We start from the raw sequence: 12,374 nt of genomic DNA on the forward strand, positions 1-12,374 counted from the left end.
GTCCGCGAGCACTATTCCTTGGACACCGGGCCGACGAAGTTGGTGTCGAAGCTCGGGCCGAGCGCAAAGCCCTTGAGGTTCTTGCGCAGGCCGGCCACTTCCAGCTGCTGGTGGATGACGACGAAGGGGCTGGTGTCGAGGATCTTCTTCTCGAGATCCTTGTACATGTCGGCGCGCTTGCCGGCATCCTTCTCGAGCAGTGCCGCTTCCGTCTGCTTGGTCAGGTCCGGAATGTCCCAGGCGTTGCGCCAGGCCAGCGTCTTGGTCTTGGCCGCATCCGAATTGTCCGGGTTCGAGGCAAAGGTCTGGGCGTTGGAGTTCGGGTCGAAATAATCCTGGCCCCACTGGCCGATATAGATGTCGTGGTTGCGGGCGCGGTATTTGGTGAGCGTCTGCTTGCCGTCGCCCGGGATGATCTCGAGCTTGATGCCGGCCTGTCCGAGCGTCTGCTGGATCGATTCCGCCATGCCGGTCGTCGGCTGGCCGGTGCGTACGTCCATGGTTACGCTGAAGCCGTCGGGCAGACCGGCCTTGGCCAGCAATTCCTTGGCCTTGGCGACATCGAGCTTGAACGGATTCTCATCCAATTCGCCGAGCACGCCCTTGGGCAGGAAGGTCTGATGGATTTCGCCGATGCCCTTGAGGATGGTGGAGCTCAAGGCATCATAGTCGACCAGATACTTGAACGCCTGGCGCACCTCCGGCTTGGCGAGGTTGGCGTTCTTCTGGTTGAGGCTGATGTAATAGACCGTGCCCTTGGGCGCGCTGGTGGTGGTGAGGTCGGCGTTCTTGGCGATGGCGTCGAGGTCGTTCGGCTCGAGATTGCGGGCAACGTCGATGTCGCCAGCCTCGAGCGCCAGGCGCTGGCCCGAGCTTTCCTTCATGTTGCGATAAATGACGCGGGCAAGCTTGGCTTTTTCGCCGTAGTAATTGTCGTTGCGCTCGAGAACGACGGCTTCGTTGGCCCGCCATTCGCGCAGCTTGAAGACGCCGGAGCCGGCATAGCCGGTCTTCAGCCAGGCATTGCCGAAATCATTGTCCCATTTGTAGTCGGCGCTCGGCGTGACCGCAGCCACATGTTCCTTGACCAGCTTGGCGTCGACCACCGAAGCGACCGTTGCCGACAGGCAGTTCAGCACGAAACTCGGCGCATAGGCCTTGTCGACGGTGAACTGGAAGGTGCCGTCGTCGACAGCCTTGGCCTTTTCGGTGACGTTGTCACCGCTGATGCCAAACTGGCCGATGATGAAGGCCGGGCTCTTGTCGAGCTTGATGACGCGCTCGAACGACCAGGCGACATCGGACGCCGTGATCGGATTGCCGGAAGCGAATTTCAGGCCGGGCTTGAGCTTGAACGTGTAGGTCAGGCCGTCATCGGAGACGGTCCAGCTTTCGGCAAGGTCGCCCTTGACCTTGGAGGTGTCGCTGAGGTCGAGACGGACAAGCAGATCATAGGTGTTGCCGGTGACCTCGGCGGTCGACAGCTCGAACGCCTCGCCCGGATCCATGGAGATGATGTCGTCGATCGCGAAACCTTCGACCAGCGTGTCGGCGGGCGTGACCGCACCGGCGGGCGCGCCGGCCAGAAGCAGCGCCGACATGGCGGCACCCGCGAGCAGGAAGCGAGAGCGTAGAGCAAACTTTTCCATCATCATTGTGATTGTTCCCTGTTTTGTTGTTTGTTGTCCTGAGTTCCCGGCTCAGGGTTGCGGAATTTTTTCGGGGCCTGGAGACGGCCCCTCTGCCCACTTACCGTCGTGGTTTTTGTCCAGTTGGTCAACACCATACCCGGCGGCCCCGTGGCGGGCAACGAGCATTTATACGACGGCTCATTGGACCAGAAAGGCCGGTGGGATGTCGACGCATAGGCCAGCCAATCGAGGCTGCCGATCGAGAAAAATCTGCTAATTTCGGAGCTATTTCAGCACTGCGACCAGGTCGGCGTCAGGGAAGCAGGTGGCGGCGCGGCCGTTCTTGGCTTGCCATATGCCGATCGAGCGGCGGGTCTTGAAGCCGGGCAGGCCATCGGCGCTGCCGACATCATATCCCTTGGCCTCCAGCGCCCGCTGCAGGGCGGCGATGTCCGAACGGTGCAGCCCGCCGACCGCGCCCCAGCTGCCGGCGAAGTTCTGATCGCCATGGGCGATGCGATCGGCGCCATGGCCGATGAACAGCGCGTACAGGTCGCTGGTGTTGTATTGCTTCAGCACGTAGAAATTGGGCGTGGCGACAAAGGCCGGGCCGCTGCGCCCTGCCGGCATCAGCAGAAAGCCTTCGGCCTTCAGCTCACTCACTGGAAACGGTTTGCCGCCGACGCGCTTGATGCCCATATCAGCCCATTGCGAGATTTTCTTGCCCTGGTCCGGGCCTTCCAGCGAACAGGAAACGCTTTCCGGCACCGTCACCTCGAATCCCCAGCCACGACCCTTTACCCAGCCATAGTGGACGAGATAATTGGCGATCGAGGCCAACACGTCCGGCGTCGAGTTCCAGATGTCGACGCGACCGTCGCCGTCGAAATCGACGGCATGTTTCAGGAACGAGGTCGGCATGAATTGCGGCTGGCCGAGCGCGCCGGCCCAGGACGATTTCATCGCGCCGACCGGAGCCAGCCCGCGCTCGACGATCTCGAGTGCGGCAAGCAGTTCGGTGCGGAAGAAGTCCTTCCTGGTCGACATGAATGCCTTGGTGCCCAGCACTTCGAAGGCGTCATAAGGCATCTTCGCCGCGCCGAATCCGGTCTCGCGGCCCCAGATCGCCAGCAGCACTTCGCCCGGCACGCCATAGCGCTTTTCGATGGCCGCAAGTGTCCTGGCATTGGCGGCTTCGCGTGCGCGCCCGCCTGCCGTCACCGCGCGAACCGTCTTCTCGGCGAAATAGGCGCCGGGTGAGCCGAATTCGGCCTGGTGCTGCTTCTGCGGCGTGGCCGCCTTCTCGCCCGGCTTGACCAGGTCCGGCAGCTTCAGATTGGGCTTGATGCCGTCGAAGGCGGCGTCGAAGGTGGTTTTGGAAATGCCTTTCGCCTTGGCCTGTGGCCAGAGGTCGTTCTGCAGCCAGGCGCGGAACTGGTCGTCGATCTTTGCGGCGGAGGCGGGAGTGGAAAAGACCGAGAGAAGAACTGCAAAAAAGGAAAACAGAACCAATCTGAGAGGTTTGCGTTCCTTCGCACCCCTCTCCGTCCTGTCGAGGGGGGTGCTTGGCACCAGCCTGGAAGGACGCGCAAAAATCATGACCCGCATCCTCTGCCGCAACTTTGTCAAAACGCCGTCCGCGAACGCAGCGCCGCGGCCAGCGTGCCCTCGTCGAGATAGTCGAGTTCGCCGCCGACCGGCACGCCATGCGCAAGGCGCGTCACCTTGATGTCGAAGCCGGACAACTGGTCGGTGAGGTAATGCGCGGTCGTCTGGCCCTCGACCGTCGCGTTGACGGCAAGGATGATCTCCTTGACCTCGCCGCCGGCGACGCGATCAACCAGCGAGCGCATGTTGAGCTGCTCGGGGCCGATGCCGTCGAGCGGCGACAGCGTGCCGCCGAGCACGTGGTAGCGCACATTCATCGCCGCCGCGCGCTCCAGCGCCCACAGGTCGGAGACGTCCTCGACGACGATGATGGTGCCGGCATCACGGCGCAGATCGGTGCAGATCATGCAAGGGTCCGATGTATCGACATTGCCGCAGGTCGAGCAGATGCGCACCTTGTCGGCCGCCTCGGCCATGGCGGCGGCAAGCGGCGACAAAAGCTGCTCTTTCTTCTTGATCAGATGAAGGGCGGCACGCCTGGCCGAACGGGGTCCCAGCCCCGGCACCTTGGCCAGGAGCTGGATCAGACGTTCGATCTCGGGACCGGCGATTCGCTTCGACATCGCTCTGATCTAGAGCAATTCCAGGAAAAGTGCGAAGCGGTTTTCCGTCCGGAATTGCGTCAAAACGAAAAGCTGGAGCGGTTCACCGTTTCCGCGAAACGGTGAACCGCTCCAGGATTTTTCAGAGCGTTTTGGAACATCTGCATCCGCATGACCGACATATTGGGCCTTGGCGGACCCGCGGGGCGCAGATCAGTTGGTCTCGAGCGGCCGGCCCTGGCTGACAATCATCGCGCCAATGGCGTCTGTGTTCTCAGGTGTCGACTGGAACCCCATCGACGCCTCTTGCGGCGCGTCTTGAACCGACGAGATGACCCTTGTGTTCAAGCTTCCGCCAAAACGCGCGGCATCCGGCTCTTCCATCGGCTCCTGCATCGCCACCACCGTCGGCTCTTGCGAGACACGCGCGGATTTCGCGGCCGGCGCGGCGGCGGCGGTCACATAGGTCTGCTGGGCGGGAGCGGATCGAACGGTTGCGGTCCTGGCTGGACGCACCGGCTCGGCGGAGGCGACCATCGTCACCGGCGCGGCTGACTTGTCGGGCGCCGCCGAGGCAATCGCGACCTGCGGCTCATCCGGCAGCGGCTGCCAGTTGCGGCCGCGCTTCTCGTAGAAGGCATTGCCGCCGGCAACCATGGTGTAGTGCATGTTCTTGTAGGGGAAGCGGAGGCCGGCTGTGTGGAAGAACATGGTGTTCTTCAGCTTGGACTTGCGCTCGCCCTTCAGCACCGCGTCGGCGGCTTCCTCGACATCGGGCATTGCGCGTGAATTCATCGGCCTTGTCATGACACCAGGCGCGAACTGCCCGGGCTCGCCCACCACTTGGCAGATGGTGCTGCCATGGTTGCCGGAGCGCAGCCGGTTCATCACCACCGTGCCGACCGCGATCATGCCGTCGCGGCTCGAGCGGTTGGACTCGAAGAACATCGCCCGTTCCAGGCATTCCTTGTCCTTCGGCGTGTGGCTGTAGGCCCCTGAACTCAGGAAACCCGGCGTGATGGCGTCGGTCAGGCTGGCGACGGACATGCCGTGTGAAGTGGTCTGGCTGCAGGCAGCCAAAAACAGGGGTGAAATGACGGCGCCGAGCAACAGCGGCGTCTTCCATCGCGTGGAAATCAACAGGTAACCCTCTCACTTCGTGCCCGCCCCCAGGCTGCGGCAAGAATGAGACACTTTCGGGCAAAATGATGGCCAAAACGTTATTAACAACGTACTGTTGCCAAATTGGCACAATTTCGTGGCTTTCCAGATAGATCGAGCCGTCATTTCACAAAAGCGATGACCGCGCTCTCTCTTTGTTTCGCCGCAATTGCCCCAAGGGAAAGCACCACGCGATTTTTCCTGAAGCGATCTACCGCCCGGCCGTTATCGCGGCCGGCTGGCCAGGCTCAAGCTCCTCGACCTTCTCCGAAAACAGGCCGCGCCGGAGGAACAGCGTCCGCGCCTCCCTGGCCGTCGGCGCGATCTTTCCCGGCCAGCCGCTGTCTATGAACTCAGCCTTGGTGAAGTCCGGATTTGTCTCGCTTGCCGCCTCGAGGAATTCGGCGATCTCCAGCACGATCGCGCGCTCGTCCTTCGAAAGCGCCGATGTGCCGGCTTCGATCGATGGGCGATGGAGGAAATCCTCGAACAGATAGAAATAACCCTTGATGCCGACGAGATCGACGCCGTCGTCACAATCGGTCAGGATTTCCAGGATCTCGTAGATCCTGTTGCGGATACGCTGCTCGATCAGTCTTTCGGACGGCTCTTCGGCCATGGCCGCACCGAAGGCTAGAAGGGCAGTTTCATTCCCGGCGGGATCGGCAGGCCCGCGGTCAGCGCCTTGGTCTTTTCCTGCATGATCAGCTCAACCTTGGTCTTGGCGTCATTGTGGGCGGCCAGCACCAGGTCTTCCAGGATCTCGACATCGTCTTCCTTGAACAGAGACGGATCGATCTTCAACGACTTCATCTCGAATTTTCCGGTCAGCGTCACGTTGACCAGGCCGCCGCCGGCCTGGCCGGACGCCTCCAGCGTGGCGATCTCGTCCTGCATGGCCTGGAACTTGGCCTGCATTTCCTTCGCCTTGCCCATCAGGCCGAGAAGATCTTTCATGGTCGGGTCCTTTGCGGATTCGTGGCTGGATCAGGGTTCATCGTCGTCAGCCGGCGGCTCGACCGGCACTTCGGCCTCTGTCGTTTCGGCTTCCGGCGCGTCTGGAATGCGCACGTCGATGATCTTGGCACCGGGAAAGCGCGCCAGGATGGCGGCCACGGTCGGGTCGCTCTTGGCATCGAGAAAAGCCGTCTCGCGCTTGGCCGATTCCATTTCGGCGAGCGTCTGGCCGCCCTCTTCCTTCGACAGCGAGACCAGCCAACTGCGGCCGGTCCAGGCGCGAAGCTTCGTCGTCAGGTCGTTGAGCAGCATCTTGGGCGCATCGCTGGTCAGGCCGACGTCGATGCGGCCCGGCTCGATGCGCACAAACCGGATGCAGCTCTTGACCAGCACCTTGAAGGCGATGTCGCGCTGCGCATCGGCCAGGGCAATGATGTCGGCCAGCGATTTCAGCGGCGCCGATTGCGCCTCCATGACCGGCTCCGGCGGAGCGACGAAGGCAACGGGAGCAGGCGAGGCTTCGACCAGCCGCATGGTCTGCGCGCCGCCCGGACCGGCGGGCATGCGTGTCTGCGCCACCGCGCTGGCGCCACCGCCATTGCCTCCCCCTGCAGGCGCACCATTCGGGCGCGGCGTGCCATTTTGCACCGGTGCGGCACCTTCGAGCGATCGCAACGCCTCGTCCAGCGTCGGCAGGTCGGCGGCGTGCGCCAGCCGGATCAGCACCATTTCGGCGGCACTCACCGGCCGGTTGGAGGACTGCACTTCGGGAATGCCCTTGAGCAGCATCTGCCAGGTCCGCGACAGCACCCTGACCGACAGCGTCCTGGCGAAATCGGCGCCGCGCTGCCGCTCGTCCTCGGACAGCGAGGCATCCTCGATGGCCGTCGGCACGAAACGCAGCCGGGTGACGAGGTGGTTGAACTCGGCAAGATCGGTCAGCACGGCGGCCGGATCGGCGCCGGTATCGTATTGCGCGCGGAATTCGCCAAGGGCTGCCGCCACATCGCCCTTCATTACATGTTCGAACAGGTCGACGATGCGGGCGCGGTCGGCAAGTCCCAGCATCGCCCGCACAGCCGCGGCACTGACAGTGCCGGCGCCATGGGCAATCGCCTGATCGAGGATGGAGAGCGAATCACGGGCCGAGCCTTCGGCGGCGCGCGCGATCATCGCCAGCGCGTCGTCGTCAACCGAAATGCCTTCCTGGGCCGAGATCGAGCCGAGATGCGCGACCAGCGCGCCGGCATCGATGCGCCTCAGGTCGAAGCGCTGGCAGCGCGACAGGACGGTGATCGGGACCTTGCGGATTTCGGTGGTGGCGAAGATGAATTTGACGTGCGGCGGCGGCTCTTCCAGCGTCTTCAGCAGGCCGTTGAAGGCCTGCGTCGACAGCATGTGCACTTCGTCGATGATGTAGACCTTGTAGCGCGCCGAGACCGGCGCATAGCGCACGCGCTCGATGATGTCCCTGATGTCGTCGATGCCGGTGTGCGAGGCGGCGTCCATCTCGATGACGTCGACATGGCGGCCTTCCATGATCGCCTGGCAATGCTCGCCGAGCACCGCGAGGTCGACCGAAGGCTGGTCGACGGTGGCGGTCCTGTAGTTGAGCGCCCGCGCAAGTATCCGCGCCGTCGTGGTCTTGCCGACACCGCGCACGCCGGTCAGCATCCAAGCTTGGGCGATGCGGCCGGTGGCAAAGGCGTTGGTCAGGGTGCGCACCATCGGCTCCTGGCCGACCAGCTCGGAGAAATTCGAAGGACGGTATTTGCGCGCCAGCACGCGATAGGCGGCGGCCTTGCCTATCTCCAGGCTTTTTGGTCCCGAATTTCCGGCTTCGCTCATACGCCCGTAAAGCTCCAAATGGCCGCGCCCGAAGGCGGCCGATTCCTGCGCATAGTCTCGCCCGCGCTGCAATGCGTCGTCAATGTCGCGAGAGGGGCCGATGAGGTGGGAGGCTGGAACAATGACCCGTTCCGGGCTCGTTAGGGCTGCTTCCTTCCGGACCTGACCCGGTTGGCGAGTGGATCGTCCACCACCAACCTCCCGCTTTCCATATCGGCAATTGCGCGACGAAATGCAAGTCCGCCGAAGAAATCGCAAAAATATGGAATTGGCGCACCAAAGCGTGAGAGGCGCAATGATTCGCTTGCAGCCCTCTTGCCGCCGCTCTAGCGTTCCTGCGTTTGAAGAAACCAAGAAAAGCAAGGGAAACGCCGATGCTGCCGGGCCTGAAGGCCGGATTCACGCTGGATGCCCGGCTGGAGGCGGACAGCGAGCAGTTGATGTGGCTTGGGCTGTGCGAACTGCGGGTGATGAACGACCGCCGCTGGCCATGGCTGTTGCTGGTGCCGCAGCGGCCCGGCGCGGAGGAAATCCATGACATGACGCCGCTCGACCAGGCGATGCTGACCTTCGAAACCAATATGGTGGCGCAGGCGCTGAAGAAGGCGACCGACTGTACCAAGATCAACACCGGCGCGCTTGGCAACATCGTGCGCCAGCTGCATATCCATGTCATCGCGCGTTCAGAAGGCGATCCCGGCTGGCCAGGCCCTGTGTGGGGACATGGCCTGCGTGAGCCCTATGAACGTTCCGACCTGCGGCGGTTTGCCGAAACGATCAAGGCGGCGCTATAAGCGTTCCCCGTGTCCATCCCTCAACATATTCCAGAGTCCCCATGAGCTTCCGCCTGTTTGACGCGCCTTTGCGCGAGCCGAGCCAGTTCGTCGGCTTCGCCGGCAACACGATCGACCGGCAGTCCGAGAACCGCGCCGACGATTCGGTCGACAAGGCGCTGGCCGACCCGGCGACGCGGCTGCTTCTGATGCATGGCGGCCGGCTCTATCTGAAGCTCGGCGATGACGGCGCGCTCGATCCCTGGTTCGGTGCGACCGAGAGCGAACCCTTCAAGGTTTCGCTGGCGCAAGGCATCCTGCTCGGCTTTTCCGAACGAGGACCGGTGCTGGCCGTGCCCGCAGGCGTCGAACCCGAACGGCTCCCGGAAACAGTCAAGGCCATCGACTACCGCTCGGTCTACATGCAAGGGCTGATCGACGAGGCGGCGGCTGGCGCGATGGCGCAGGGGGCTGCCCTGCTTGCCTGGCATGCCAGCCATCGCTTCTGCAGCAAATGCGGTACCGAATCACAGATGCGGGCCGGCGGCTACAAGCGTCATTGTCCGAATTGCGGCACCGAGCATTTTCCGCGCACCGACCCGGTGGCGATCATGCTGACGGCGACGCGGGAAAAATGCCTGCTCGGACGCGGCCGTCATTTCGCGCCGGGCATGTACTCGGCCCTTGCCGGCTTCATCGAGCCGGGCGAGACGATCGAGGCGGCGGTGCGCCGCGAGACGCTGGAAGAGGCCGGCATCCGGCTTGGCCGCGTCGTCTACCACGCCAGCCAGCCCTGGCCGTTTCCCTATTCGCTGATGATCGGCTGCTTCGGCGAGCCGCTCAACGACGATATCCAGGCCGACCTCAACGAGCTTGAGGACTGCCGCTGGTTTTTTCGCGACGAGGTGCGCCTGATGCTGGAAAGGACGCACAAGGACAATCTGGTCACGCCGCCGAAAGGCGCCATTGCGCATCACCTCATCCGCGCCTGGGTCGATTCAGAATGATGGCAGCGAACACCCAAAGACATTGCAGGAGCAGGACATGATCCGTCACACCGTCGTTTTCACGCTGAGGCATCCGCCGCATTCGCTGGAGGAAAAGCGATTCCTGGTCGACGCCAAGAAAATCCTCACCGCGATCAGGGGCGTCACGCATTTCGAGCAATTGCGGCAGATCAGCCCCAAGAACGACTATCGTTTCGGCTTCTCGATGGAGTTCGCCGACCAGGCCGCCTACACCAGGTACAATGACCATCCCGACCATGTCGCCTTCGTGCGCGACCGCTGGGTGCCGGAGGTCGAGACGTTCATGGAGATCGACTATGTGCCGCTGGGCGCGGTGATCTAGAGCAATTCCAGGAAAAGTGTGAAACGGTTTTCCCGGGAAATGCGCGTAGCGCTTTTCCCTTGGGAATTGCGTAAAAACAAGGAGTTAGAGCGGGTCGCCGTTTCCGTGAAACGGTGAACTGCTCTAGTCCGCAACCTTCCACTGCTCACGCGACTCACTGGCCGGATAGACGCCCAGAATCCGCACTTCGCGCGAGAAGAAGCGCAATTCTTCCAGCGCCAGCTTGACCAGCGGATCGTCGGGATGGCCCTCGATGTCGGCGTAGAACAGCGTCGCCGTGAAAGCGCCCAACTGGTAGCTCTCCAGCTTGGTCATGTTGATGCCGTTGGTGGCGAAGCCGCCCATCGCCTTGTAGAGCGCGGCCGGTACGTTGCGGACGCGGAAGATGAAGGTCGTCATCATCTTGACGTCAGGCGACGGGCGTTCGGCCCATTGCTTGTTCTTGGTCAGGACGACAAATCGGGTGACGTTTGAGTCGGTATCCTCGACGTTTTGCTCGATGATATCGAGCCCGTAGAGGGTCGCTGCCAGTGCGGGCGACAGCGCCGCCATGGTGCGGTCCTTGACCTCGGAGACCATCTTGGCGGCGCCAGCCGTGTCGCCGGCGACGATCGCCTTCCAACCGTTCTTGCGAACGTATTTGCGGCACTGGCCAAGCGCATGGATGTGGCTGTGCACGGTCTTGATCTCGTCGCGCTTGACGCCCGGCAGCACCATCAGCTGGAAATGGATCGGCAGGAAATATTCGCCGACGATGTGCAGCTTCGATTCCGGCAGGAGATGATGGATATCGGCGACGCGCCCGGCAATGGTGTTCTCGATCGGGATCATGGCGAGGTCGGCCTTGTTGGTCTCGACCGCGTTGAAGGCATCCTCGAAAGTCGGGCATGGCAACGGCTCCATCGAAGGGAACATGTTGCGGCTGGCGGTGTCGGAATTGGCGCCCGGCTCGCCCTGGAAGGATATTCTGTTGGTCTTTTCAGGCATGCCGATATCTCAGGTTGAAAGGATCTGTCTGGCGCGTTCGAGGTCTTCGGGCGTGTCGACGCCGAGCGGCAGCGACTCGACGATCTCGGCGTCGATGCGCATGCCGGCTTCCAGCGCCCGCAACTGTTCCAGCCGCTCGCGCCGTTCGAGCGGCGACGGCTTCAGCGCGACGAAACGCTCGAGTGCTTCGCGGCGATAGGCGTAGAGGCCGACATGATGGTAGAGCGGCCCCTCGCCCCAAGGCGCCGTGGCACGGGTGAAATAGAGCGCCCTCAGCCTGGTGCCTGAGAGCGGCGAGCCGACGATCTTGACGACATTGGGATTGGTCTTTTCCTCGTCGCGGACGATCTCGACGCCGAGCGTGGCGATGTCCACCGCACTGTCCTCGAAAGGCCTGAGCGACGCGGCGATGATCTGGGGATCGATCGTCGGCAGGTCGCCCTGCACATTGACGATGGTTTCGACCTTGCGCCCGGGGTCGAGCGCGATCAGCGCCTCGTGGATGCGGTCGGAGCCGGATTCGTGATCCATGCGCGTCATCACGGCCTCGAAACCGTGCGCGCGCACCGCTTGCGCCACGCTTTGGGTGTCGGTCGCCACCACCACCCGGCCAAGGCCGGCTTCGGCGGCGCGGCGGGCGACATGGACGATCATCGGGGCGCCGGCGATGTCGGCCAGCGGCTTGCCCGGCAGGCGGGTCGAAGCCATGCGGGCCGGGATCAGGATCAGCGTGGACATTTCGGGTGCAAGGCGTCTCGAAAGAGGACAGGGAAAGTGGCAAAAGGTCTCACTGGAAGCGCCCTTATAGGTGTTGCAACGCCGCCGCAAAAGACCTAGTTTCCGCCCGATTTGACCGCCCTGGCAGGACGGTCACGATACCGACGGACGGAGTGGACGGTTCTGTCCGCCGGAAAAGGGAGCAAGGGGCGTATGGATTCCAACGAAGTCAACAAACTGCTCGCCGGATTGCTCGGAACCGTTTTCGTCGTCTTCTCGGTCGGCATTGTGTCCGATGCGCTGTTTGCGTCGCCGGCGCCGGAAAAGCCTGGTTTCGCCATCGAGGCCGCCGAGCCCGCCGAAGGCGGTCCGGCCGCGCCTGCCGCCGCGGCCAAGCCGATCGCCGACCTGCTGGCGACCGCCAATGTCGAGCAGGGTGCTGCCGTCTTCAAGAAGTGCCAGGCCTGCCATTCCGGCGAAAAGGGCGGCCCCAACAAGGTCGGCCCGGACCTGTGGGACCTCGTCGACCGCCCGGTCGCCGAGCATGAAGGCTTTGCCTATTCGGCCGGCATGAAGGAATTCTCCAAGGGCGGCACCGAGAAGTGGACCTACGACAACATCAACCACTTCATCACCTCGCCGAAGAAATTCGTGAAGGGCACCGCCATGGGCTTCGCCGGCCTGCCCAAGGACGAGGACCGCGCCAACGTCATCGCCTATCTGCGCACGCTGTCCGACAA

13 protein-coding genes and 1 other RNA gene are annotated in these 12,374 nt (G+C 63.0%); 4 read left to right on the top strand and 10 right to left on the bottom strand.

What is annotated here, in order from left to right; translation table 11 throughout:
* Positions 1 to 11: 11 nt before the first annotated feature.
* The 8 genes from EN955_RS00770 to ffs all read right to left on the bottom strand — a co-directional run bounded on the left by EN955_RS00770 (position 12) and on the right by ffs (position 8,009).
* Positions 12 to 1,655, bottom strand: a complete 1,644-nt coding sequence (locus EN955_RS00770; protein ID WP_024503439.1) for an ABC transporter substrate-binding protein — start codon at positions 1,653 to 1,655, stop codon at positions 12 to 14.
* A gap of 261 nt (positions 1,656 to 1,916) precedes the next feature.
* The gene (locus EN955_RS00775) at positions 1,917 to 3,230 is read right to left on the bottom strand and encodes a lytic murein transglycosylase (protein ID WP_024503438.1); all 1,314 of its coding nucleotides are present in this window, start codon (positions 3,228 to 3,230) and stop codon (positions 1,917 to 1,919) included.
* A gap of 26 nt (positions 3,231 to 3,256) precedes the next feature.
* On the bottom strand, positions 3,257 to 3,862 hold the full coding sequence (gene recR / locus EN955_RS00780; RefSeq protein ID WP_024503437.1) for a recombination mediator RecR: 606 nt from the start codon (positions 3,860 to 3,862) through the stop codon (positions 3,257 to 3,259).
* 192 nt (positions 3,863 to 4,054) lie between these two features.
* On the bottom strand, positions 4,055 to 4,981 hold the full coding sequence (locus EN955_RS00785; protein WP_013527929.1) for a cell wall hydrolase: 927 nt from the start codon (positions 4,979 to 4,981) through the stop codon (positions 4,055 to 4,057).
* Between the two features lie 232 nt (positions 4,982 to 5,213).
* On the bottom strand, positions 5,214 to 5,621 hold the full coding sequence (locus tag EN955_RS00790) for a hypothetical protein (RefSeq protein WP_024503436.1): 408 nt from the start codon (positions 5,619 to 5,621) through the stop codon (positions 5,214 to 5,216).
* 14 nt (positions 5,622 to 5,635) lie between these two features.
* Positions 5,636 to 5,959: a YbaB/EbfC family nucleoid-associated protein gene (locus EN955_RS00795; protein WP_024503435.1), complete on the bottom strand. Its 324-nt coding sequence runs from the start codon at positions 5,957 to 5,959 to the stop codon at positions 5,636 to 5,638.
* A gap of 30 nt (positions 5,960 to 5,989) precedes the next feature.
* Entirely contained in the window at positions 5,990 to 7,807 is a 1,818-nt protein-coding gene (locus tag EN955_RS00800) for a DNA polymerase III subunit gamma/tau (RefSeq protein ID WP_024503434.1), read from the bottom strand.
* A 105-nt stretch (positions 7,808 to 7,912) separates the two neighbouring features.
* Positions 7,913 to 8,009: signal recognition particle sRNA small type (gene ffs / locus EN955_RS00805), an RNA gene on the bottom strand.
* A gap of 172 nt (positions 8,010 to 8,181) precedes the next feature.
* Between ffs and EN955_RS00810 the strand changes: the two genes are divergently transcribed.
* The 3 genes from EN955_RS00810 to EN955_RS00820 are packed head-to-tail and all read left to right on the top strand — an operon-like array spanning position 8,182 to position 9,930.
* The gene (locus EN955_RS00810; RefSeq protein ID WP_024503433.1) at positions 8,182 to 8,601 is read left to right on the top strand and encodes an HIT family protein; all 420 of its coding nucleotides are present in this window, start codon (positions 8,182 to 8,184) and stop codon (positions 8,599 to 8,601) included.
* Positions 8,602 to 8,642: 41 nt separating this feature from the next.
* On the top strand, positions 8,643 to 9,587 hold the full coding sequence (nudC, locus tag EN955_RS00815; RefSeq protein ID WP_024503432.1) for an NAD(+) diphosphatase: 945 nt from the start codon (positions 8,643 to 8,645) through the stop codon (positions 9,585 to 9,587).
* Between the two features lie 37 nt (positions 9,588 to 9,624).
* On the top strand, positions 9,625 to 9,930 hold the full coding sequence (locus EN955_RS00820; protein WP_024503431.1) for a Dabb family protein: 306 nt from the start codon (positions 9,625 to 9,627) through the stop codon (positions 9,928 to 9,930).
* 123 nt (positions 9,931 to 10,053) lie between these two features.
* On the opposite strand, the gene EN955_RS00825 is transcribed toward EN955_RS00820, so the two are convergent.
* Both EN955_RS00825 and EN955_RS00830 read right to left on the bottom strand, forming a co-directional pair.
* A complete protein-coding gene (locus EN955_RS00825) occupies positions 10,054 to 10,917 on the bottom strand; it encodes a prephenate dehydratase (RefSeq protein WP_032899233.1) in 864 nt (287 codons plus the stop codon).
* 9 nt (positions 10,918 to 10,926) lie between these two features.
* Positions 10,927 to 11,655: a 3-deoxy-manno-octulosonate cytidylyltransferase gene (locus tag EN955_RS00830; RefSeq protein ID WP_024503429.1), complete on the bottom strand. Its 729-nt coding sequence runs from the start codon at positions 11,653 to 11,655 to the stop codon at positions 10,927 to 10,929.
* Positions 11,656 to 11,847: 192 nt separating this feature from the next.
* Between EN955_RS00830 and EN955_RS00835 the strand changes: the two genes are divergently transcribed.
* A partial coding sequence (locus tag EN955_RS00835; protein WP_164769866.1) for a cytochrome c family protein occupies positions 11,848 to 12,374 on the top strand: 527 nt, incomplete at its 3' end.

It is taken from the genome of Mesorhizobium sp. M7A.F.Ca.CA.001.04.2.1 (assembly GCF_003998485.1).
Classification (GTDB): Bacteria; Pseudomonadota; Alphaproteobacteria; order Rhizobiales; family Rhizobiaceae; genus Mesorhizobium; species Mesorhizobium ciceri.

Coding starts and splice junctions, on each gene's coding strand:
- EN955_RS00830 (WP_024503429.1), bottom strand. CDS start 11,655: ATGTCCACGCTGATCCTGATCCCGGCCCGCATGGCTTCGACCCGCCTG.
- EN955_RS00810 (WP_024503433.1), top strand. CDS start 8,182: ATGCTGCCGGGCCTGAAGGCCGGATTCACGCTGGATGCCCGGCTGGAG.
- recR (WP_024503437.1), bottom strand. CDS start 3,862: ATGTCGAAGCGAATCGCCGGTCCCGAGATCGAACGTCTGATCCAGCTC.
- EN955_RS00795 (WP_024503435.1), bottom strand. CDS start 5,959: ATGAAAGATCTTCTCGGCCTGATGGGCAAGGCGAAGGAAATGCAGGCC.
- EN955_RS00825 (WP_032899233.1), bottom strand. CDS start 10,917: ATGCCTGAAAAGACCAACAGAATATCCTTCCAGGGCGAGCCGGGCGCC.
- EN955_RS00770 (WP_024503439.1), bottom strand. CDS start 1,655: ATGATGATGGAAAAGTTTGCTCTACGCTCTCGCTTCCTGCTCGCGGGT.
- EN955_RS00775 (WP_024503438.1), bottom strand. CDS start 3,230: ATGATTTTTGCGCGTCCTTCCAGGCTGGTGCCAAGCACCCCCCTCGAC.
- nudC (WP_024503432.1), top strand. CDS start 8,643: ATGAGCTTCCGCCTGTTTGACGCGCCTTTGCGCGAGCCGAGCCAGTTC.
- EN955_RS00790 (WP_024503436.1), bottom strand. CDS start 5,621: ATGGCCGAAGAGCCGTCCGAAAGACTGATCGAGCAGCGTATCCGCAAC.
- EN955_RS00800 (WP_024503434.1), bottom strand. CDS start 7,807: ATGAGCGAAGCCGGAAATTCGGGACCAAAAAGCCTGGAGATAGGCAAG.
- EN955_RS00820 (WP_024503431.1), top strand. CDS start 9,625: ATGATCCGTCACACCGTCGTTTTCACGCTGAGGCATCCGCCGCATTCG.